The following is a 22162-nucleotide window of genomic DNA, read 5'->3' as shown; positions in this document are numbered from 1 at the left end:
CGCTCAGCTGGCGACAAGATGGCCGGGTGAGACTTCGCGATATTCCCGCGGCTTCACGGAATAATCGACTGAGCGGATAGGACTTTTCAACTCGTCATTGGCGGCACCGCGACGCGTGTTTCTGCGGTCCGGGTCCGGCACCGGCACGGCCGCCATCAGCTTGCGGGTATAGTCATGCTGCGGGTTGTCGAAGACAGCCGCACGCGGGCCGATTTCGACGATCTCGCCGAGATACATCACCGCCACCCGGTGGCTGACGCGCTCCACCACCGCCATGTCATGGCTGATGAAAAGAAAGGCGAGATCGAGGCTCTGCTGCAAGTCCAGCATCAGGTTGATGACCTGCGCCTTGATCGAAACATCCAGCGCCGAAACGCTCTCATCAGCGACGATCACCTTGGGCTGGAGTGCCAGCGCGCGGGCGATGCAGATGCGCTGCCGCTGCCCGCCGGAAAACTCATGCGGGTAACGCGCCGCCATATCCGGCGAGAGGCCGACCTTTTCCAGCATGTCGGCCACCACCTCCTTCGCTTCGCGGGCGTTGCCCATGCGGTGTTCCAGAAACGGTTCGGCGATCGCCGCACCCACCGTCATACGCGGATTGAGCGACGCGAAGGGGTCCTGAAAGATCATCTGCACCGTCTTGCGCATCTCTCGCATGCCTGACTTGTCGAGGGCGAGAATATTCTCGCCGTTCACCACCACGGAACCTGCATCCGGCTCAATGAGCCGCATGATGGCGCGACCGGTGGTCGACTTGCCGCAGCCGCTTTCGCCCACCAGTGACAACGTCTCCCCGGCCCTCAGATCGAAGGACACGTTTTCCACCGCATGCACGCGGCCGCTGAGCCGCCCCAAGAGACCGGAGTGGATATCGAAGCGCTTGGTCAGCCCCTCAACTTTGAGCACCGGCTGGGCTGCGGCATTGACGGTATCGGCCGGGCGCGCCGGTTCCTGCGTTTCTCCCGTGGTGGTGTTGACAATGGGAAACCGCAGCGGCCTTTCCTCGCCCGTCATGGAACCGAGAACCGGAACCGCGGACAACAGTGCACGCGTGTAGGGATGTTTACCGCGATGGAAAATATCCGCGGTTGCGCCGACTTCCACCTGCTCGCCGCGATACATGACCACGGTACGGTCGGCGATCTCCGCCACCACGCCCATGTCATGTGTGATGAACAGGACGGAGGTGCCCTCCTCTTCCTGAAGCGTCTTGATGAGGTCGAGAATCTGGCCCTGGATGGTCACATCGAGCGCCGTCGTCGGCTCGTCGGCGATCAAGAGCTTTGGCCGGGAAGCGAGCGCCATGGCAATCATCACGCGCTGGCGCATGCCACCGGAAAAGCGGTGCGGATATTCATCGAAACGCGAAGCGGCGGAGGGTATGCGGACTTTTTCGAGCAGGCGGATCGTCTCCGCCCGCGCTTCCGCTTTCGACATGGGCTGGTGGCACAGAAGAGCCTCGGAAATCTGGTCACCAATGGTGAAGAGCGGATTGAGGCTGGTCATCGGCTCCTGAAAGATCATGGCCACCTCGTTGCCCCGCACCCGCCGCATGGCGTCCTCTGAAAGTGACAGGAGGTTGCGCCCGCCGAGCAGGATTTCGCCCTGAACCCTGCTGCTTTCCCGATCCAGCAGCCGCATGATCGAAAGCGATGTCACGCTTTTGCCCGAGCCGCTTTCGCCAACGATCGCAACCGTCTCGCCTGGCCCGACATCAAAGGAAATATCACGCACCACCGGTTTCCAGCCGCCATCCACGTGAAAGGACGTGGTGAGGTTGCGGACGGAAAGCACGGCATCTTTGGCACCAAGCGGTACTGCCTGCGGCATGGTCATGATCGTTCCCTTCTTTTCTTCTCGTTTGAATTCAGGCACGGCGTCACGGCCTGTTTCTTCTCCCCGTCGGGGAGAAGGTGGCCCGAAGGGTCGGATGAGGGGGCGACGTTCACGATAGATCGCACCCCTGCCCCCTCATCCCGCTGCCGCGACCTTCTCCCCGGCGGGGAGAAGAAACTCGCGGCACCCGCTCGTTCGATATGCAGTCGTTATTAGTCCGGCCAGCGCAGCATGCCGTCGAAACGGTGGCGGCTGCGGTCTTCGAACGGTGTCGCAATTACCTCGTTGGAGGCGCGTGCCTTTGTCAGTTCCTCCGCCAGACGGGACGCAACGATAGTCTCCTGGCCGGGATGCAGGTTGCAGGGGTCGAGATAGAAATAGTGATGCTCCACCTCGTGATCACGGGTGATGATCGGCGGATTACCCTTGGCCAGCGCCGTTGTCAGGTCCCATGCCGTAATATGCGCTTCTTCGGCATTGATGATAACGCGCAGCCGGTCGAGCGGGTTGTTGGTCGGGTCGGGCTCGATCAACGCCGTCACGCCCGGCCGTCCATCCAGCGTCCTTTTCCAGAGGTTGAGATAACCGGTTTCTCGCTCGCGAATGCCCGCATGGTCGCGCTTTTCCCAAGCTTCCAGCGCCGCCATGACGCCGTAAATACTTTCCTTGCCAACCTTCATGCCCCGGCCAATCCCCATATTCTGGAGAAAGGCATTGCGAACCAGTTCCTTCCTACCGGCAACGATGCCTGAGGTAGGGCCGCCGAGGAACTTATGGCCGGAATAGAGCACGACATCCGCACCCGTGGCCAAAAACAGCTTCAGGTCGTATTCGGAAGCGGCATCGACAATGACAGGGACACCCTTGGCATGGGCGATCTCGACGAATTCGGAAAGATGCAGCAGACCGTAATCCACCACATGATGCGAGACGACATAGACAGCGGCAGCCGTCTTTTCGGTGATGGCGTTTTCCATATGGAAACGGTGGGTCGATGTTGCCTGCCCGACCAGCACCACCTTGCCGCCGCCGAGGCGGATGGCCTGATCAACCGGTGCGCCATAACTCACCACATGCCCCATCTGCACCAGAACCTCGTTCTTCTCAGGCGTAACATCGGGCAGCTTTTCGATGGCGAGAAGATTATTGCCGGTGATCGCGCCCGCGACAGCAAGGCTGATGCCGGAGGAGCAGGACGCCGTGATAAAACCGGCCTCGCCGCCCGTCAGCCTTGCAATGATCGCACTTGCCTTGCGCTGCAGATCGTTGATCTCGACAAATTGCGGCAGGATGGCCGCCATGGCTTCAACCGCTTCCGGAACGACGATGGAAGCGCCGAGCGAGGTCATGGTGCCCGAGACGTTGATGACCGGGCGAAGGCCGATCCTGCTTCTGATATCCTCGGTCATGTCTTTCTCCTGTCTTTGCGATGCGATGGGCATCGACATATATGCCATAATAATGTAATAGCTTCTCAAAATTGATGAGGAGCCAAAATTGGACGCCCATAAGCTGGACGAAACGCCTTTATCCGCCCTTCCCGATACGGCGGAAAACCCGGACGCGAAGGCGGCCAAGCGCTCTCGCGTCAGCGGCATCGATCGCGCCCTTCAGGTTATTGACTACCTTTACGAAACCGGATCCCCCGCCGGCGCTTACGCCATTGCCAAGGCGATCAAGGCCCCGCTGTCCACCGTCTATGTGATCATCGATGATCTCATCGAAAAGAACATGCTGGCGCGCAATGCCGACGGCAACATCTGGCTCGGCGCACGGCTTTACCACTACGGTCTTGCCTATGCCCGCTCGCTCGACTTCATGGGTGTCGCCACCCACGAAATGCACGATCTCTGCCGCCATGCGGGCGAGACGGTGCAGCTTTGCGGCCGCGATGGCGACCATATGCTGGTATTGGCCATGGCGGATGGACCGAGCCATTTTCAGGTCGCGTCCCGTGTCGGCACCCGCGTTCCCTTGAACTGGACGGCGTCCGGACGTCTGCTCGTCGGGCATCTGCCGGAAGCCGAACGTCTCGAACTTTTCCGTCGCTGTGCCCGTTCCTCGCCGACCGGACGCGCCGAAATCAACCCGGAAACGCTGTCCCAGTCTGCGGCGGCGGCGTTCCGTGACAGGCTGTCTATCCAGGTCGCCGAGTCCGATTACGCCGTGGCATGCATCGCTTCGCCGATTTGCGACAACAGGGGCGAATGCGTTGCGACGATTTCCATCGTGCTGCCCGAGCAGAAGGTGCTGGCGGACGAGAACCACTACACCGAGCAGGTCAGGGTCTCGGCGGAACGGATCGAAAAGCTGATGGGCTGGCGCAACCATTGAACGGCCTCAACCCTTGAGCGCGACGATGGCTTCGATTTCGACGGTTATATTGCCCGGCAGTGAGCCGAAGCCCACGGCGGAGCGGGCATGTTGTCCCGCATCGCCGAACACATCGATGAAGAGATCGGAACAGCCGTTGATGACGCTCGGGTGATCGCGGAAATCACTGACGGCATTGACCATGCCCAGCAGCTTCACCACCTTCTTCACCCGCGACAGATCGCCCAGCGCCTCGTGCATGACGGCAAGCAGGTTGATGCCGGTGAGACGCGCATGGTTATAGGCCTCTTCCAGCCCGATTTCCGCGCCCACCTTGCCGGCATAGAGGTGGCCATTTTCTTCCCGCGGCCCCTGGCCCGAAAGATAAAGCATGTTGCCTTCCACCACATGCGTGACGAAATTGGCAATCGGCGGCGGCGGCGGCGGCAGGGAGATGCCGAGCGCGGCGAGCCGGTCATAGGGCGAGACGTGCCCTTCTGCGTCGAGCGAAGACTGTTTCACGCGAATTCCTCATAATGCCGGGAGCGGTTTCCCGTAATGGCTGCGAACGGCGGAGGAAGGACCTCCGCCCTATCAGTCGGGGTCAGCGCCAGGAATAACCATGGCTGTGGCGCACCAGCTTGCGCGCCCTTGGAATGTAACGGCTGGCCGCGATGGCTTCCGCGCCGATAACCGCGTAACGCGGCTCGAACAGGCGCTTCAGGCGCGACACGTCGCCGTTGGAATCGGTCGCTTCCAGATCGGCATCGACAAGATCAAAAACAGTGAAATCTGCGCGCTGACCGACCTCGAGACGGTTTTCCATATCGAGGCGGATGATGGAGGCGGGGTTACGGGTCACGGCTTCAACCACGTTTTCGAAGGGCATGTTCACGGAGAGCAGCTTCGACATGGTGGTTGCCAGATCCCAGACCGGGAAATTCATCGAATGGCCATGCAAATCCGTAGAGATGGAGAACGGAAGCAACCCGCGTTCAATCGCGGCTTCCGCAACCTTGAAGGAAAAGGATGCGCCGCCATGGCCGATATCCAGCCGGATGCCTTCGCCCGCGCAGCGTTCGGCAAGGTTGAACAGGTCCTCGTCTTCCATGATGCTGGAGCCCGACTTGCCGTTGAAGCAGTGGGTCACGACATCGCCGGGGCCGAGAATTTCCAGAACCTCGTCGTAAAGGGCCGGTGGCTCGCCCACATGTACCATCATCGGGACTTTGAGGATCTTGGCGATCTTCTTGCCGAGCTTGACCGGCGTCACACCCCAGGAGCCGGTGATGACATGGCTCGCCCGCACCTTCAGGCCAACTATATGCTCGCTGTTTTCCGCGTAACATTCGAGGATACGGTCGAGATCGATATCCTTGATGTCGCGCAGTTCAGGCACGCGGTTGCAGGCAACGAGGCCGATGGAGCCGAGGTTGAGGAAGGCCTTGATGCGCTCCCTTGAGGGTTCGATGATATATTCCCTGAAACCGTGGAAATTCGCCTCGCCCGCCGACCCGGCATCCACCAGTGTGGTTACGCCGCGCTCGGCCCCGCATTCGGAGGGGCGGATGGAGATGTCGGTGCCGCCGTGCCAGATATGCACGTGCAGATCGACCCAGCCGGGCGAAATGAAGGCACCCTTGGCTTCGATACGCTGCGCATCCGCAGGCACCTGCAGGGCAGAGCCTACCGCGGCAATCTTGCCGTCGCCGCCGATCAGAATATCGGTTGAAGCCTCAGACGCACCTTTTCCGAAACCGACAGGTTTGACATTGGTGAGAAGAATGGGAGCTCGAAGAGGCGTTTTTGCCTGTTCACCTGATGTCATATTACAAATCCCTTCGCAGTCTTGGGTCGAGCATGTCCCGCAGTCCATCGCCAACCATTTGCAGCGACAGTACGGAAAGAATGATGGCAAAGCCGGGGAAATAGGTCATCCAGTCGGCCTGTCCGATATATTGGCGGCCGGCGGAAATCATGGTTCCCCACGTTGGAATTTCGGGGCTGACACCAAGTCCCAGAAACGACAGGCCGGCCTCCGCCAGCATGGCGCTGGCAAAAAGAAAGGTGCTTTGCACGAGGATTGGCGAGACCAGATTGCGCAGGACATGCCGCGTCATGATGTGGAAAGTGGAAATGCCGAGCGCCTTTGCCGCCTCCACATAGGGCAACTCACGAATTACCAGCGTCGAGGCGCGCACGATGCGGGCAAGGCGCGGCGAATAAACGACGGCGAGCGCGATGATGACAGTCGTCAGCGACGGGCCGAGAGCCGCCACCAGCGCAATCGCCAGCAGAATATCAGGAAACGCCATCATCGCATCGATCAGCCGCGCGATCGGCGTATCCAGTTTCTGGAAGAAACCGGCAAGCAGGCCGAGCGTTATGCCGATCAGCGCCGAAAGCGCCACCACGGCGGCCCCGACCAGAAGCGACAGTCTTCCGGCGTATATGGTACGGGAAAAGACGTCGCGACCAAACTCATCGGTGCCGAACCAATAGAGTTCGCTCGGCGGCTTCAGGCGGTTCACGATCGACAGTTTTGAGGGCGAGTACGGCGCTATCATCGGCGCGAAAACCGCAAGCAGCACGAAGACGAGCAGCACGAGCAGGCCGGCGGCGACTGTCTTGCGCTTCAGGAGACGCCGAATGAACAGGACTGTCGGGTTGCGTGCCGGGGGAACGGTGGAAACGATATCGGCCATCAGTAGCGAACCCTTGGATCGACCAGCAGGTAGAGCATGTCGATTGCAAAATTGATGAGTACGTAGAGCCCGGCGATAACGAGAAGCGCACCCTGGATGACCGGATAATCACGCCGGAGCACCGCCGAGACGACGAGATTTCCGACCCCCGGCAAGCCAAAGACCGTCTCCGTTACCACCGCACCCGAAATCAGCACGGCGGCGGTGAGGCCAAGTACGGTGAGGATGGGTATAAGCGCATTCTTCAGCGCATGTTTCATCACCACCCGACGCTCCTTGACGCCCTTGGCGCGCGCGGTGCGGACATAGTCGTCACCGAGGACATCCAGCATAGAGGCGCGGGTGAAGCGCAGAATGAGGGCGGAGGACACGAGGCCGAGCGCGATAGCCGGCAACGTCAGATGATACATGCGCTCGGCGAAACTCGACCCCGGCCCGCCATAACCCGATACCGGGAACATATCGAGCCTGACGGCGAAGACCTGCATGAGGATGAGACCGAGCCAGAAGCTCGGAATGCTCGCCGCCAGCATCGCGACCGTCGTTGCGGCCTGGTCCACGAACGAGCCGCGCCGGTAAGCGGCATAGATGCCGATCGGGAGAGCGATGACGCTGGCGATCAGCAGTGAAAAGATTGTCAGGAAAAAGGTCGGTTCGGCCCGATCCAGCAGGGCTGATCCGACAGGCATATTGAGAAAGATCGACTGGCCGAGATCGCCCTTCAGCAATTGGCCGATATAGTAGACATATTGCACCCCAAGCGACTGATCGAGGCCGAGGCGGGTGCGCAGTTCCGCAATGTCCTGTGCCGAGGCATCCGGCCCCAGCATCACGGCGGCCGGGTCTCCGGGCGTGACGCGCAGGATGACGAAAACGATGGTGACGACGAGGAACATCACCACGATCATTCCCGCAAGTCTCTGGAAGATATACCGTATCACGAATAAAAGCTCCTGATCGCAAAAGTGGCGGACCACTTATGCGCGATAGTTGAAGCGAAGCTACTGAAGGGTGCCGGCAGCCCGGCACCCGATTGCCGTCCGGGCTTTATTTTGTGACCGAGGCATTCCAGAAATACGGCCACGGAGCGGGATCGACGCCTTCCAGCTTGTTGGACTTCGCGGCCACGGCATTGAAGTCACCGATCTTGAGAAGCGGCAGCTCGGCATAGATCGTCTTCTGAACGTCGGCCCAGAGAGCGATGCGTTTATCCGGATCGACTTCGGCAGTGAAGGCATCAACCGCAGCCTTGCGTGCCGGCGTATCCCACCAGCCCGGCGAGCTCGTGGAAAGCGCGCCCATCAGTGCCGGTTCCGGCAGGAACGGGCTGTGGCTGATATAAATATCCCAGAGCTTCGGGTCAGCGCGGCGCTGTGTCAGCGTCGCCCAGTCCACCACCTGCATATCCACCTTGAAACCGGCCAGTTTCAGATATTCTGCAGCAACCTGCGCCATCTTGTAATGGAACTCATACTGGCGGCTGGTAAGGATGCGCAGCGGCTCACCATTATAACCGGCCGCCTTCAGCTTTTCGGCGGCGGCTTCCGGATTGCCGACATTATAGTTGCCCTCGACACCTTCTTCTGAATGCCAGGAGAAGTTGTCGGGATAATAAGCGCCGTCGAGCGCGTAGAAATCCGGGCTGCCGAAAGCCGCCGCGAGCATGTCTTCCATGTTCAGCGCTTCCGTCACCGCCTTGCGAACCTCAAGCTTTGAGGACAGTCCCTCCTTGGTGTTGAAGACGAAGACCGGATAGCCGAAGGGCTTCAGCATCAACGGCTGCGAGGCGGCGGACGACTTCACCTTCTCGAAGGATTCCACAGGAATGGAATCGACATAGTCGTATTGGCCCGAAACGGCGGCTTCGACGCGGGTGTTCGGATCAGGCACCGGAACGAAGCGGATTTCATCGAGATATTGATGGCGCGCACCTCCGTAACCGTCGCTTTCGCCGCCGCGGGACTTGTAGCCATCGAAGCGCACGAGCTGGATATACTGGTCGGCCTTGCGTTCCTTCAGCATATAGGGACCGGTGCCGATGAATTCGGCCATCGGCTCCGCCTGCTTTTCGGCCGGCAGGATGATCGCCGCGGAATTGTTGAACGCGAGCAGCGAGGTGAGCGGGGCATAGGGCTGCTTGAGGGTGATCGCCACCGTACCGGCGTCGGGTGCGGAAATATTCTCGATAAAGCCGGCGGCCTGCTTGCCGCGCGAGGCGATCTTCATCCAGCGTCCGAGCGAGGCGACGACATCTTCAGACGTCATGTCGCTGCCGTCATGGAACTTGATGCCCTGTCTAAGCTTGATCGTGTAGGTTTTGCCATCTGCGCTGATGTCGGGAAGACTTTCCGCCAGCAGCGGCGTCACCTTCCAGCCCTTGTCGAAAGTATAGAGCGTTTCGAAAATGTGCTGTGTGACGATGCCGACGAGATCGGCGGTAGACGCCATGGGGTCCAGTGTCGGCGGCTCGCCGATGGTGGCGACATTGATCACGCCGCCCTTTTCCTGGGCCATCATCACACCAGGCGCAAGCAACAAAGCGGCGGTGGCGAGAAATGCAATTTTACGTCTCATGGTCAAGCTCCCAGCTCTTCTGTGTTCCATTATTATGTTATATGCATCTTTATAACAGAATATCTTGCTGCCACGCCTTGTCAATAACCTTGAAGCGAGGAGGACTAATTACCGGAACGAGGGGGTTACAAACCGCCCGCCCCGGGCACTTTCGGCAGCCACGGCGGACGCTGGGTCGGCACAGATGTCAGGAAATTAGGAAGCGGGATATTTCGCATCTGCGAACAAGATGCTATTCAAGAGACGGAGCAGGACAGGATTCCGACAGACATAACCTTGCGTCCATATTATTTTTGCATTGTTTCGTCTTCGCAGCCGCGCTTTTGCGGGTGAAGGCAAGATTGATATTCGATACTGCCGGCTAATTTCCAGGTCGGATTACAAATTTTCATTACGTTGATATTATTGAGGAAACTATGAAGACGGCGATCGTCCATGACTGGCTCACCGATAGGGGTGGGGCTGAAAAGGTCCTTCACAACCTTCTCGAAATCTATCCTCAGGCAGATCTTTTCTGCCTCGTCGATTTCATGAGCGAGCGTGATCGCGGTTTTCTCGGCGGCCGCCCGGTCAATACCTCCTTCATCCAGAAGCTGCCCTTCGCCCGGAAGAAATATCGCTCTTACCTGCCGTTGATGCCGCTCGCCATCGAGCAATTCGATCTGAGCGGTTATGATCTCGTCATTTCCTCAAGCTATGCGGTCGCCAAAGGCGTCATCACCGGGCCGGGCCAGTTTCACGTTTCCTATATCCACAGCCCCATCCGTTATGCGTGGGATCTTCAGCATCAGTACCTCAAGGAAACGCGGCTGACGCACGGCTTCGCCTCGTGGATCGCCCGCGCCATCCTTCATTATATCCGCATGTGGGACATCCGCACCGCCAACGGTGTCGACCTGATGACCGTCAATTCCAAATTCATCCGCAACCGGGTGCGCAAGTGTTATGGGCGGGATTCCACGGTGATCTATCCCCCGGTGGATACCTCCCACCTCTCTCCCTCTGACCGCAAGGGCGATTATTTCGTCACTGCATCACGGCTGGTGCCCTACAAAAAAGTGCATCTGATCGTCGAAGCCTTCGCCAAAATGCCCGACAGGCGCCTCGTTGTCATCGGAGACGGCCCGGACATGAAGCGCATTCGCGATATCGCAACTCCCAATATCGAAATCCTGGGTTTTGTCGGCAATGAGGAGCTTCACAGATACATGGCGGAAGCCAAGGCTTTCGTCTTCGCGGCGGAAGACGACTTCGGCATCGTGCCCGTCGAATCCCAGGCTCTGGGCACACCAGTGATCGCTTATGGCAAGGGCGGCGTGCTGGAAACCGTCATCCCGCTCGGCGGCTCCAACCAGCCCACGGGCCTTTATTTCCGCGAGCAGACGCCTGAAGCGATCTGCGGCGCGGTGCAGGAGTTCGTCGACAATTCCGACCGCTTCGACAAGACCGCCTGCATCGACAATGCCGCCCGTTTCTCCCGGGAACGCTTCCTGAGGGAATTTGCCGACACCGTCAATTTCGCGCTCGCTGAACGGGCATGATCGCCTGCAAAGTGAAACTCGACTATCAAAACTGATTACATGGTGTCGACAAAGGAAAAAACTGCATAAGCGTGACAAAACTGCACTAGCGCAATGCAGCAATCACAGAGATGATAGTGGGCGGACGAATGTTGAATTGCAACGAAACTAAAACAGTGCGTCTTGCATAACATAGGCAATACACAAGATTTAGCCCGAGATACCTTAATAAAATTGAATTACGCTCCAAACTTGCATATTACTTTCGCAGTTCAACACGTTTTTCAATCCTATCCTTTCTGAACAAATGCAAACCGGCTGAGACTTTCTTTACCGGGTTATTTACGAAGTGATAATTTTTTAAAAACCTATACGTGTCCGTTTTTCCTGCTTTCGGACGATATTCATCTTGAGGACCAAATGCGTTTATTGAATGTTTCGATTCTGCTAGCCTCTGCGGCTCTGGCAGGCTGCACTGTCACAGCGGCATCTGGCCCCGACGCAGCCACAATCGAATCCAACGCCTCCGTAAAATTCGGATCAAAGGACAAGAAAAAGACCGCAGGCGTGGATTATGCGCTTATCGACATCAACAGCTCCGTCCTTAACTATGTCGGTGATACCACCACGACCACCTTGCTCGGCAGCTTCGGTGGTGGCAAGGGCGGCGTCCCGGCATTGCCGATGGGTGTCGGCGACGTAGTCCAGGTTGCGATTTTCGAAAGCCAGGCGGGCGGCCTGTTCATTCCAAACGATGCAGGCAGTCGCCCGGGTAACTTCATAAGCCTCCCAAACCAGACGGTCGACCGGGAAGGCAATATCAGCGTTCCCTATGCCGGCAAGATCCGCGCAACCGGCCGCAATGTCGAGGATGTGCAGAGTGAAATCGAGGAGCGCCTGGCAAATCGCGCCATCGAGCCGCAGGTTCTGATCACCAAGATTTCCAGCCGCTCCGCACAGGCCTCGGTTCTGGGCGATGTCAAGGAGCCGACAAAGGTGCAGCTGTCGGAAGCAGGTGATCGCGTTCTTGACGTCATCTCTTACGCGAAAGGCCTGAGTGCTCCCAACATAGAGTCCTATGTCACGCTCATTCGGCGCGGGAAAACGGCCCGCGTAAACTATAATCACCTTGTCAGCACGCCTTCTGAAAACATCTATGTGGTGCCGGGCGACACCATCATGGTGGAGCGGGAGCGCCGCACTTATCTCGCCTTCGGCGCTTCCGGCCTCAACGGCCGTTTCGAGTTCGAGGACGCCGATCTCAAGCTCTCGGACGCCCTTGGCAAGGCGGGCGGATTGCTCGACTCCCGGGCAGATCCCGCCCAAGTCTACGTCTACCGCATCGTCAAGCGCGATCTTCTCTTGAAGCTCGGCATCAACACGTCCAAATTCGCTGGCCAGGACGTTCCGGTCATTTTCCGTGCCAATCTGCGCGATCCCTCGACCTTCTTTGCCAGCACGAAATTCCCGATGCAGGATCGCGACATCATCTATGTCACGAACTCGCAGGCCACCGAACTCTACAAGTTCCTGGATCTCGTCGGCTCCGTGCCCGCCACCACAGGCAATGTTGCTGAAGATGTGCTGGCCACCCGCAACGCCATCCGGGCTTTCTGACCTCGGCGTATCGCGTCGCGCAATAGGCCACCCCGGACACGAGGCGGCCTTTTCCCGTACCAACCGGCGCGAAGAATACGCGCAATGGCGGGGTTGCCTGCGAGCGCGATCCGCTTCAGCTCCTGTACGGCAGGGCAAACGGCCCTCGCGTACGGTTACTGCCATTACAAAAGTTTAAGGTGATTTCGCAGCGTATTGGGTGTCTTGTGGAGGAAAGCTGCTCCCAAGGCTTGCCGCACATGTCGGGAAACATGTATCGCCTTCATTACGCGGAACCGTCAGATGAAACGTTTCTGGACCGCCCTCAGCGTTCTTGCCATCGCAGCCGCCGGCGCGTGGTATTTCAAGGACCGCCTGCCGCTCGATCAAATTCCCTATCTGAAACAATTTGCCAGCATTCCACCGCAGGCAGAGACCGCAACCGCAGAGACGACTGCAAATGCAAAACCGCAATCCTCCCGCAATGACCAGCCAGGCGCACAACAGGGGCAACGGCAGGGCGGTGGGCGGCGCAATGGCGGACCACCGACCGTCAGCACCATTTCGGTCAGTAAGGCGACGCTGCCAATGGACGCGGCGGCAACAGGGTGGGCGGTAGCAGCCGACATCACCAATATCGCACCGCTCCAGGCCGGCCTCGTCACCGAAATCGAGGCAAAGGACGGCCAGCACATCAAGGCGGGCGATCTGATCCTCAAGATGGACGATCGAATTGCCCGTGCGGCGGTCGACAAGGACAAGGCGAATATCGCCGCCGACCAGGCGACACTTGAACAGGCTGAAGCCGCTTTTCAGCGTGCCGCCAACCTCGTCAAGCAGAGCGCCGAGTCACAGCAGGTGCTGGATCAGGCCAGAGCGGCGCGGGACAGCGCCAGCGCCAAGATCGATGCCGACCGCGCAACACTTGCGTCCGATCAGGTAGCGTTGGAACATATGGAAATCCGTGCTCCCTTCGATGGGAGACTGGGTGATATCAGCGTCAGCCCGGGAGCTTACCTCAGTGCCGGCGTGAATGTCGTGACGATCACGAAATACGACCCCATCTCGGTCAGTTTCCGGCTCTCTCAACGCTATCTGCCGCAATTGCGCGAAGGCGTAGCAGAAGATACGGCAGTTGATGTCGACCCTGCGGCGACCGGCGGCGAGGCGATGCGCGGCGTACTGCGTTTTTACGACAACACTGTGGACCAGACCTCCGGTACAGTGCTGGCAAAGGCGGAGTTCAAGAACGACCGCGGCCTTTTGTGGCCCGGTCAGTCCGTAAACGTCACCGCGCATTTTGTTTCCGAAGACGAAATGGTCGTCGTACCGACGGTCGCTGTGAGACCCGGACCGAAGGGCAATTTTGTCTACACGGTCGATGGCGATCATCATGCTCATATGACGCCAGTTGAGGTCGCGCGTTCGAACGGCGACCTCACCGCCATTGCGCGCGGCCTTAATGGCGGAGAGCATATCATCGTCGAGGGCCAGTCGGAACTCGCCGACGGCCAGCTCGTGATCGAGCAATTTTCCGACAAGGGCGGGGCGGCAGGCAATATGGCCGCCAATATTCCGCAGGTAAAGGCTGGCCGCCAATGATCCCGAATTTTTGCATCAACAGGCCCGTCGCCACCACGCTTCTCGCCATCGGCCTCGTTCTGGCAGGCCTTGCCGGTTTCCGTTTGCTCCCGGTCGCGGCCTTGCCGAAGGTGGATTTTCCGACGATCAACGTGTCGTCATCACTCTCCGGCGCCTCCCCGCAAACCATGGGCACCTCGGTCACCACGCCACTGGTCAAGCAGTTCGAGACAATTCCCGGCGTTAGCGAGATCAGCGCCACCAATACGCTTGGCAACAGCTCGATCGTGCTTCAGTTCGATCTCAACCGCGATATCGACGCGGCCGCTGCCGACGTGCAGGCCGCGATTTCCCGTGCGCAACGGCAGTTGCCGAGCAATATGACGACGACGCCCAGCTATCGCAAAACGAACCCGGCCGATGCCCCGGTACTCTTGCTTGCGGTCAACAGCAAGGAGATGCCCACTAGCAAGGTCGATGAAATCGCCGAGAACATCATCTCCCCGCTCCTTTCCACCATTTCCGGCGTGGCGCAGGTGAGTATCTACGGTGCGCAGACCTATGCCGTGCGCATTGGGCTGGATCCGGCGCAGCTTCAGGCAAGAGGCCTCGGCGTCGATACGGTCACCACCGCCATTGCCCAGGCGAACAATCAGGTTCCCGTCGGCGCACTACAGAACGATAATCAGCGCCTGACGATCGAGGCCGATACCCAGCGCACGAACGCAGCCGCCTTCCGTTCGCTGGTCGTATCGACAAACAACGGTGCACCCATTCACCTCGGTGATATCGCCAACGTGACCGACAGCATTGACAACACCAATGCGGGCAGCTGGTTCGACGGCGAACAGGCCATCGTTCTCGCCGTTCAGCGGCAGCCGGATGCCAACACCGTCGATGTCGTGGACGCCATCAAGGCCAAGCTGCCGGCGCTTCACCAGCAATTGCCACCCTCCGTCAACATCAACGTGATGAACGACGCCTCGACCGCGATCAAGGACGCGATTTCCGACGTTCAGTTTACCCTGTTCCTGACCATCGGGCTGGTGGTGGCAGTGATCTACCTCTTCACCGGGCATCTGACGGCAACCGTCATTCCGGGTCTTGCCGTGCCGTTGTCGCTGATCACGGCTTTCGGCGCGATGTATGTGCTGGGTTACAGCATCGACAATATCTCCCTGCTTGGGCTCACCCTGTCAGTAGGTCTTGTGGTGGATGATGCCATCGTCATGCTGGAAAACATATTGCGCCTGCACGAAGAGGGGCTGCCGATGCGGGAAGCCGCGCTGCAGGGTGCGGCGGAAGTCAGCAGCACCATCCTCTCCATGTCGATTTCGCTTGTCGCCGTCTTCATCCCCATTCTGTTGATGGGCGGGGTGATCGGCAGGCTCTTTAATGAATTCGGCATGGTCGTCACGCTCGCCATCATGGCCTCGGCTCTGGTATCGCTGACGGTCACGCCAATGCTCGCCTCGCGCCTTTCCGGCCACTCCTCCCGGCCACCGGCGATCATCCGCTGGTTCGATGCCGGCTTCGAGCGGACGCTTCGTGCCTATGGAAACGCCGTGAGCTGGTGCCTTTCCCATCGCCGTATTGTTTTGGCGTCATTTCTCGCCTCGGTCGCGGCATCTCTTTATCTATTCGAAGTGCTGCCCTCCAGCTTCTTCCCCCAGGAAGACATCGGCCGTCTTTCTGTTTCGACACAGGCGCGAGAGGATATTTCCTACACGGCGATGCGCGATCTCCAGGCGCAGGTTGCCGATCATATCCGCAAGAATCCGGCCGTGGTCCACGTTACATCCATCGTTGGCGGCAATTCGCGCAATCCGCTGAACAACGGCTCGATGTTTGTCGAACTCAAGCCCAAGGAGGAGCGTGCACCTCTGAGCCAGGTTCTGACGGAACTGGGCCAGGCCAGCTCGAAAGTCGCGGGCATCCGCACCTACATCAACCCGCAGCAGAGCCTGCGTTTCGGCGGGCGCAGCTCCGCCAGCCAATATCAGCTCGTGGTGCAGGGCTTGAACGCTGATATCACCAATGAATGGTCGAACAAGCTGATGGAGGCGATGCGCCGCGACCATACCTTCACGTCAGTCACCTCGGATGCCCAAAACGGCGCCATCGCCGCCACGATTTCGGTCGATTCGGAAAAAGCCGCTGCCTTCGGGATTACCAATGATCAGCTGCGCAAGACACTGGAAATGTCTTTCGGCGGTTACACCGCCGCACAGATCCAGTCGACCGGCGACAGCTACGACGTCATTGTCGAGTTCGACAGCTCGAAGCCGTGGAATGACGATTTCCTGAGCGACATCAATATTCTTTCGGCCAAAACGGGCGTACTGGTGCCGCTTTCCAACTTCGCTGCTCTCACCCGGACGCAAGCGCCTGTTACCATCAATCAAACGGGCCAGCTCGTCTCCACCACCATCTCCTTCAACCTGCCGGATGGTGTGGCACTCTCCGACGCCACAAGTCGGATCGACCAGCTCAAGACCACGATAGGCCTGCCGCAGGATGTCTTCACCAGCTATGGCGGCACGGCGGCAATCTTCCAGCAGAGCCAAGGGAACACCGGAATCCTCATTCTGGCGGCGGTGCTCACCATCTATGTCGTTCTCGGCGTTCTCTATGAGAGCTTCATCCACCCGCTGACTATTCTTTCCGGTCTGCCGGCAGCGGCCTTCGGCGCCCTTGTGGCGCTGAAGGTAATGGGCATGGATTTCTCCACCATCGCCCTGATCGGGCTATTGATGCTTATCGGCATCGTCAAGAAAAACGCGATCATGATGATCGACGTGGCGGTGGAGCTGATGCGCGAAAAAGCGGAACCACCCGCCACCGCCATTCACGAAGCCTGCGTGCGCCGGTTCCGCCCGATCATGATGACGACATTCTGCGCATTGCTTGGCGCTCTTCCCATCGCGCTCGGCTCGGGCGCCAGTTCAGAACTGCGCCAACCGCTCGGCATCGCGGTGGTCGGCGGTCTCATCGTCTCGCAATTGCTGACATTGTTCATCACGCCTGTCATCTTCGTGGAAATGGACCGCTTCGGCCGCTTCCTCACAGGGCTATTTTCCCGCAACAAAGCGACGGAAAAACACGCCGAGCCGCAAACGCCGCAAACAACAGGCGAACCAGACTCTGTTGCCGCTTGACAAAGATTTTCGAGCCGCATCGGCGACTCGAATATCTGTCGAAGATCATGAAAGTCCGGCCGGAGCATACTACTGCCGGGCAAACCGCCCGAAGGCTCCGCCCGAAAAGCACAGCGGATCGCCATCTCGATGGGCGGCGCGCAGCACTTCACCGACAATGATGGTGTGGTCGCCCGCATCGTGGGCCGCCGCCTGCCGGCATTCGAAACGGGCCAGCGTTCCGGGGATGACCGGTACGCCTTCATCGTTCAATTCCCAGTCAAGATCATCGAAAGCACGGCCGTTGCGGGTGAAGCGGGCGCTCAGCACGTCCTGATCGGCGCTCAGCACATGAATAGCGAAATGGGTCGCGCCGCTGAAGGCCTGATAACGCGACGAGCTTTTCGCAGGTGACCACAGCACCAGCGGCGGATCGAGCGAGACGGATGCGAAGCTGTTGACCGTCATGCCGATCGGGCCTTCCGGGGTCGTGGCTGTTACCACCGTAACACCGGTGGTGAAAGCGCCGAGCGCATTGCGAAAGCTGCGGCTGTTTTCGCCGCCGGGAACGAATACATGTTCATTGGGCATCTTGATCGCTTCTGCAACTGTCATCACGCCACCTCTTTTCCAATCGCAAGGGTGTAGAGTTCAAACCATGTCTGGCGGTCCATCGTCACGCGAAGCGCATCGGCAGCGGTTTTGATGCGTTCGAGATTGTTGGTGCCAAGCACCGGCACGATCTTTGCCGGATGGCGCAGCAGCCAGGCGATCGCGACGGCCGTCGCGTCGACGCCCTGTTCCTTGCCGACGCGCTGCAGGGCAGCCATGGTGCCGCCATGCGCGCCGGAGAACAGCGAACCGCCACCGAGCGGCGACCAGGCCATGGGCGAAATGCGCTTTTCCTGCAGGTAGGCGAGATCGCCATTCGTGAAGGAATCGGTGGCAAGCAGGCTCATTTCGATCTGGTTCGTCACCAGCCGGTTGCTCATGGCCGATTGCAGCAGCGAAAAATCCCACGGGCGGAAATTGGAGACGCCAACCGCCTTGACCTTGCCCGACGCCACCAAGGCATCAAGTGCCTTGCCGGTTTCTTCCGCGTCGATCAGCGGGTCGGGGCGGTGAATGAGCAGCAGATCGACGTGATCCGTTCCCATGTCGCGCAGCGACGCTTCCACCGAAGCGTTGATGTGGACCGCGGTCGTGTCGTAATGCTTGACGCGGGCGGCAGTATGGCGGCCGGCCGGGGCGACGATGCCGCATTTGGTGACGATTTCGATTTTGTCGCGCAGTCCTGGCGCGGCTTTCAATCCGGCGCCAAGAATGGCTTCTGCCGTGTATCCCCCATAGATATCGGCCTGATCCATGGTTGTGATGCCCTGCGCTAGGCAGGCCTCGATCTTCGCCTGTACATGCGCCGGCGAGGTGTCTGCATCGTCGCCAATGCGCCACATGCCGTAAACGATGCGGCTGAGTTCGAGTGTGTCAGAAAGAGCGATACGTTCCATCAGTGGCGTTCCCCGTTGCCGAGCGGCGTCGCTGGCGTTTCAGAAGGCACCCGGCCATAGGCATGCGGCAGGGAGCAGGTTTTCATCTGCGGCAACACCTTGGTGCCGAAATGTTCCGCCTCGTCGAGATGCGGATAACCGGACAGGATGAAGGCGCGGATACCCATCTTCTGGTAATCCTCCAGCGCCGAAAGAACCTGATCCGTCGAGCCGACAAGTGCTGCACCGCAGCCGGAGCGCGCCCGGCCGATGCCGGTCCACAGATTGGGTTCGACATAACCGAACTTGTCAGCGAGTTCACGGGCCCGTGCCTGATGCGACACGCCGAGTGAACCGCTATCGTGGGCGCGGTTGCGGATCAGCTGGCCGTATTCATCATCGAGCTTGGAGACCAGATGTTCGGCATATTCGCGGGCTTCCCTTTCAGTATCGCGCACCACCATATGGACGCGCAGACCATAATCCAGCGTGCGGCCATGGGCGGAAGCGCGCTCGTTGGCGGCGCGCATGCGGTCCGCCAGTTGGTCCTTCGTCTCCGGCCACATCAGATAGACGTCGCATTGTGCGCCACAGAGCTCAAGGGCATCTGGAGAGTAACCGCCGAAATAAAGAAGCGGGCCGCCATTCTGCTGGTAGGGTTTCGCCGGCTCGGTCGATACGCCCTTGAACTGGTAGATTTCGCCGTCGTGGTCGATTGTGTCGCGGGTCCAGGCCTGCCGCAAAATCTCGACGACCTCGTGGCTGCGCTTGTAACGAAAGGCGCTGTCGGCAACTTCGCCCGGAAAATCCGAGCTGATGACATTGAGGGTCAGGCGGCCTTTCAGCATGTGGTCGAGCGTGGCGACGGTCCGCGCCAGCATGATCGGCTGCATTTCGCCACAGCGGATAGCGGCAAGGAAATTGATACGGTCGCTGATCGGCGCACAGCCGGCGACAAAGCTCAGCGTATCCTGCCCCACCTGATAGGACGACGGGCAGAGAATGTTGCGGAAGCCAAGTTCCTCAGCTTTTTTGACGATATCCGAGCAATGTTCGAAGCTGGAACGCAGGCTTCCATCCGGCACGCCGAGATAGGCGTAATCATCGGAACACAAAGCGGAAAACCAGGAGACCTCAGCAGCATCGAGATCAGCGGATGTAACGGGTACGACGGTCATGCAATTCCTCCTCAGGGCCGCTCTCGTTGTTCTTGCATAACATCAAGAAATATGTAAATCAATGATGTATCAATTTTTGTTTTGGGTGGAGGAAACGGCATATGAGAAACACTGGTGGCAGTTTGCCCATGTATCTGCAGATCGCCGAAATGCTGGTGCGCGAGGTGGCTGCCGGCCGTTTGATCGATGGTGAAAAGCTGGCACCGGAGCGCGATATGGCTGCCGATCTCGGCATCGCCGTCGGTACGCTGCGCAAGTCGCTTGCCGAATTGCAGGAACGCGGTCTTCTGGAGCGCGTGCAGGGTTCCGGCAACTACATCCGCGCGGTCAGCGATCCGCAAAGCGTCTACGCTTTCTTCCGGCTTGAACTGATCGAGGGCGGCGGCCTGCCGACAGCGGAGGTTCTGGATGTGGCCCGGCTAGCGAAGCCCGCCGATCTGCCCGCTTTTGGTACCTCCTCCGAAGGACACAGGATTCGTCGTCTGCGGCGCATCGCCGGCAAACCGGCCGCCATCGAGGAAATCTGGCTTGATGGTTCCTACGTTGACACGATCACCATCGAAAATATGTCGGAATCTCTCTACCTCTATTACCGCACTCGCCTCAACCTCTGGATATCGAAGGCGGAGGATCGCATCGATCTCGGTGACGTGCCCGAATGGACGCCCGAAGCGTTCGGCCAGAAAGCAGGCGCATCCGTGCCCCGCGTCCTGCGTCTCAGCCAGGCGCAGGATGGTGCAGTGGCAGAAGTTTCCTGGACCTGGTTTGACCATACCGTCGCGCGCTACGTTTCCCGCATACGTTGAGACTACGCTAAATTCGCGTGATCTACAGGAGTGACGGAATTTGACGGCAGGCAAGCCAACCACTGCCCGCCAGCGGGCGATTTCACGGTTATATTTCTTCGAATCAATGACTTAGTAGTTTTTGATTTCTGTCAGAAATAAAATTGATACACTATTGATTTCCTTTTTGTGAAAGGTAATATCACGGCCTCAGGGAGACAGGCGTTTTGCCACCCCACGTTATTGCCAGACAATCGGGCTCGATTTTCGAAGATGCGATACGGGGAATTTGAAGGTTGAAACCGGCTATTGCGTCCATTCACATTCTGGGCGTGCCGTTCGTGAGGAGGAAAATATGGCTTCGGTCAGCCTGCGCAAGCTGGACAAGAGTTACGGTGCGCTTCGCATCGTCAAGGGCATCGACCTTGAAATCAACGATGGCGAATTCGTCGTATTTGTCGGCCCTTCCGGCTGCGGCAAATCAACGACGTTGCGCATGGTCGCAGGGCTGGAGAGCATTACAGGCGGCGAGGTGAAGATCGGCGACCGTGTCGTCAACCGGCTGCCGCCGCGCGAGCGCGACATCGCCATGGTGTTTCAGGACTATGCGCTTTATCCGCACAAGACGGTGCGCGAAAACATGGGCTTCAGCCTGAAGGTGCGCGGTGTCAGCGCCTCGCAGGCCAATGCCAGCATCGATGAGGCGGCAAAGATGCTGGGCATCGAGCACCTTCTCGACAGGCGGCCTGGACAGCTTTCCGGCGGCCAGCGTCAGCGTGTGGCCATGGGGCGCGCCATCGTTCGCCGCCCGCAGGTCTTCCTGTTCGATGAGCCGCTTTCCAACCTCGACGCTAAACTCCGCGGACAGGTACGCACGGAAATCAAACGCCTGCACCAGCAGCTGGGCACCACCATCATCTATGTTACCCACGACCAGGTGGAGGCGATGACGCTGGCGGACCGCATCGTCATCCTGCGCGGCGGCGATATCGAACAGGTCGGCACGCCGGATGAGGTTTATAACCGCCCGGAAAGCGTGTTCGTCGGCGGTTTCGTCGGTGCGCCCGCCATGAATTTCGCGCGGGCCAAGGTGAATGGCGACCGGCTGATATTCTCGGACGGGAATTTCCTGCCGATGGCATCCATTCGGCCATCGCGCGAAACAGGTCTCGAAGGCCGCGAAGTCATCGTTGGCATTCGCCCGGAACATTTTGGTACTGCCGAGAGCCTCGACAGCCAGCTTGCCGTGAAGGTGCAGGTGGTGGAGCCGCTGGGCTCGGACACGCTCGTCCATTTCAGCCTCGGCGACGCGGCGCTGACCGCACGAATGCCGCCGCAGCTTCGGCCAACGCCGAACGAGGAACTGCGGATCGGGGTCGATCCGTCCAAGGTCCATCTTTTCGACGCAACAACGGAGCGCTCGATCCACTGATTGCCGGGCAAAATG

At 59.2% G+C, this 22162-nt stretch carries 17 protein-coding genes; 7 read left to right on the top strand and 10 right to left on the bottom strand.

The window, feature by feature from the left end; translation table 11 throughout:
• Positions 1-3: 3 nt before the first annotated feature.
• Both FHW77_RS18400 and FHW77_RS18395 read right to left on the bottom strand, forming a co-directional pair.
• Positions 4-1839, bottom strand: coding sequence for an ABC transporter ATP-binding protein (locus FHW77_RS18400; RefSeq protein WP_064263064.1), 1836 nt, complete (start codon positions 1837-1839; stop codon positions 4-6).
• Positions 1840-2051: 212 nt separating this feature from the next.
• Positions 2052-3248 carry an aminotransferase class V-fold PLP-dependent enzyme gene (locus FHW77_RS18395; RefSeq protein WP_111814083.1) on the bottom strand — a complete coding sequence of 399 codons (1197 nt, stop codon included), beginning with the start codon at positions 3246-3248 and terminating at the stop codon, positions 2052-2054.
• A gap of 88 nt (positions 3249-3336) precedes the next feature.
• On the opposite strand from FHW77_RS18395, the gene FHW77_RS18390 reads away from it, so the two are divergent.
• Entirely contained in the window at positions 3337-4173 is an 837-nt protein-coding gene (locus FHW77_RS18390; protein ID WP_004438758.1) for an IclR family transcriptional regulator, read from the top strand.
• Between the two features lie 6 nt (positions 4174-4179).
• On the opposite strand, the gene FHW77_RS18385 is transcribed toward FHW77_RS18390, so the two are convergent.
• The 5 genes from FHW77_RS18385 to FHW77_RS18365 all read right to left on the bottom strand — a co-directional run bounded on the left by FHW77_RS18385 (position 4180) and on the right by FHW77_RS18365 (position 9431).
• Positions 4180-4674 (bottom strand): RidA family protein, encoded by a 495-nt coding sequence (locus FHW77_RS18385; protein ID WP_004438756.1) that lies wholly within the window; start codon positions 4672-4674, stop codon positions 4180-4182.
• 82 nt (positions 4675-4756) lie between these two features.
• Positions 4757-5980, bottom strand: coding sequence for an amidohydrolase/deacetylase family metallohydrolase (locus tag FHW77_RS18380; RefSeq protein WP_111814047.1), 1224 nt, complete (start codon positions 5978-5980; stop codon positions 4757-4759).
• Position 5981: 1 nt separating this feature from the next.
• On the bottom strand, positions 5982-6857 hold the full coding sequence (locus tag FHW77_RS18375) for an ABC transporter permease (protein ID WP_064263032.1): 876 nt from the start codon (positions 6855-6857) through the stop codon (positions 5982-5984).
• Positions 6857-7798, bottom strand: coding sequence for an ABC transporter permease (locus FHW77_RS18370; RefSeq protein ID WP_004438751.1), 942 nt, complete (start codon positions 7796-7798; stop codon positions 6857-6859). The genes FHW77_RS18375 and FHW77_RS18370 overlap by 1 nt, the downstream gene beginning before the upstream one ends.
• A gap of 106 nt (positions 7799-7904) precedes the next feature.
• Entirely contained in the window at positions 7905-9431 is a 1527-nt protein-coding gene (locus FHW77_RS18365) for an ABC transporter substrate-binding protein (protein ID WP_112416275.1), read from the bottom strand.
• Between the two features lie 416 nt (positions 9432-9847).
• Here FHW77_RS18365 and FHW77_RS18360 point away from each other — a divergent pair, with 416 nt between their 5' ends.
• From FHW77_RS18360 to FHW77_RS18345, 4 genes are all read left to right on the top strand, one after another.
• Positions 9848-10972, top strand: a complete 1125-nt coding sequence (locus FHW77_RS18360) for a glycosyltransferase family 4 protein (RefSeq protein WP_111814049.1) — start codon at positions 9848-9850, stop codon at positions 10970-10972.
• Between the two features lie 399 nt (positions 10973-11371).
• Entirely contained in the window at positions 11372-12568 is a 1197-nt protein-coding gene (locus tag FHW77_RS18355) for a polysaccharide biosynthesis/export family protein (RefSeq protein WP_182590641.1), read from the top strand.
• Positions 12569-12850: 282 nt separating this feature from the next.
• Positions 12851-14149, top strand: coding sequence for an efflux RND transporter periplasmic adaptor subunit (locus tag FHW77_RS18350; protein ID WP_182590640.1), 1299 nt, complete (start codon positions 12851-12853; stop codon positions 14147-14149).
• On the top strand, positions 14146-17286 hold the full coding sequence (locus FHW77_RS18345) for an efflux RND transporter permease subunit (RefSeq protein WP_182590639.1): 3141 nt from the start codon (positions 14146-14148) through the stop codon (positions 17284-17286). Before FHW77_RS18350 ends, FHW77_RS18345 begins: the two co-directional genes overlap by 4 nt.
• Before the next feature lie 69 nt (positions 17287-17355).
• Here FHW77_RS18345 and smoA read toward each other — a convergent pair whose 3' ends face one another.
• The 3 genes from smoA to FHW77_RS18330 are packed head-to-tail and all read right to left on the bottom strand — an operon-like array spanning position 17356 to position 19930.
• Positions 17356-17880 carry an NADH-dependent FMN reductase SmoA gene (gene smoA / locus FHW77_RS18340; RefSeq protein WP_004438731.1) on the bottom strand — a complete coding sequence of 175 codons (525 nt, stop codon included), beginning with the start codon at positions 17878-17880 and terminating at the stop codon, positions 17356-17358.
• On the bottom strand, positions 17880-18773 hold the full coding sequence (locus tag FHW77_RS18335) for an aldo/keto reductase (RefSeq protein ID WP_142186547.1): 894 nt from the start codon (positions 18771-18773) through the stop codon (positions 17880-17882). The genes smoA and FHW77_RS18335 overlap by 1 nt, the downstream gene beginning before the upstream one ends.
• A complete protein-coding gene (locus tag FHW77_RS18330; RefSeq protein WP_064263039.1) occupies positions 18773-19930 on the bottom strand; it encodes an LLM class flavin-dependent oxidoreductase in 1158 nt (385 codons plus the stop codon). The genes FHW77_RS18335 and FHW77_RS18330 overlap by 1 nt, the downstream gene beginning before the upstream one ends.
• Before the next feature lie 101 nt (positions 19931-20031).
• Between FHW77_RS18330 and FHW77_RS18325 the strand changes: the two genes are divergently transcribed.
• Together FHW77_RS18325 and FHW77_RS18320 are read left to right on the top strand one after the other, a co-directional pair.
• Positions 20032-20736 carry a GntR family transcriptional regulator gene (locus tag FHW77_RS18325; RefSeq protein ID WP_064263040.1) on the top strand — a complete coding sequence of 235 codons (705 nt, stop codon included), beginning with the start codon at positions 20032-20034 and terminating at the stop codon, positions 20734-20736.
• Positions 20737-21070: 334 nt separating this feature from the next.
• Positions 21071-22147, top strand: coding sequence for an ABC transporter ATP-binding protein (locus FHW77_RS18320; RefSeq protein WP_064263041.1), 1077 nt, complete (start codon positions 21071-21073; stop codon positions 22145-22147).
• Positions 22148-22162 lie beyond the last annotated feature (15 nt).

Origin of the sequence: Agrobacterium sp. RC10-4-1, assembly GCF_014138475.1 — a bacterium.
Classification (GTDB): domain Bacteria; phylum Pseudomonadota; class Alphaproteobacteria; order Rhizobiales; family Rhizobiaceae; genus Agrobacterium; species Agrobacterium pusense.
This window is presented reverse-complemented; position numbering and strand designations above follow the sequence as displayed.

Coding starts and splice junctions, on each gene's coding strand:
- FHW77_RS18400 (WP_064263064.1), bottom strand. CDS start 1,839: ATGACCATGCCGCAGGCAGTACCGCTTGGTGCCAAAGATGCCGTGCTT.
- FHW77_RS18395 (WP_111814083.1), bottom strand. CDS start 3,248: ATGACCGAGGATATCAGAAGCAGGATCGGCCTTCGCCCGGTCATCAAC.
- FHW77_RS18380 (WP_111814047.1), bottom strand. CDS start 5,980: ATGACATCAGGTGAACAGGCAAAAACGCCTCTTCGAGCTCCCATTCTT.
- FHW77_RS18375 (WP_064263032.1), bottom strand. CDS start 6,857: ATGGCCGATATCGTTTCCACCGTTCCCCCGGCACGCAACCCGACAGTC.
- FHW77_RS18365 (WP_112416275.1), bottom strand. CDS start 9,431: ATGAGACGTAAAATTGCATTTCTCGCCACCGCCGCTTTGTTGCTTGCG.
- FHW77_RS18360 (WP_111814049.1), top strand. CDS start 9,848: ATGAAGACGGCGATCGTCCATGACTGGCTCACCGATAGGGGTGGGGCT.
- FHW77_RS18355 (WP_182590641.1), top strand. CDS start 11,372: ATGCGTTTATTGAATGTTTCGATTCTGCTAGCCTCTGCGGCTCTGGCA.
- FHW77_RS18350 (WP_182590640.1), top strand. CDS start 12,851: ATGAAACGTTTCTGGACCGCCCTCAGCGTTCTTGCCATCGCAGCCGCC.
- FHW77_RS18345 (WP_182590639.1), top strand. CDS start 14,146: ATGATCCCGAATTTTTGCATCAACAGGCCCGTCGCCACCACGCTTCTC.
- smoA (WP_004438731.1), bottom strand. CDS start 17,880: ATGACAGTTGCAGAAGCGATCAAGATGCCCAATGAACATGTATTCGTT.
- FHW77_RS18335 (WP_142186547.1), bottom strand. CDS start 18,773: ATGGAACGTATCGCTCTTTCTGACACACTCGAACTCAGCCGCATCGTT.
- FHW77_RS18330 (WP_064263039.1), bottom strand. CDS start 19,930: ATGACCGTCGTACCCGTTACATCCGCTGATCTCGATGCTGCTGAGGTC.
- FHW77_RS18325 (WP_064263040.1), top strand. CDS start 20,032: ATGAGAAACACTGGTGGCAGTTTGCCCATGTATCTGCAGATCGCCGAA.
- FHW77_RS18320 (WP_064263041.1), top strand. CDS start 21,071: ATGGCTTCGGTCAGCCTGCGCAAGCTGGACAAGAGTTACGGTGCGCTT.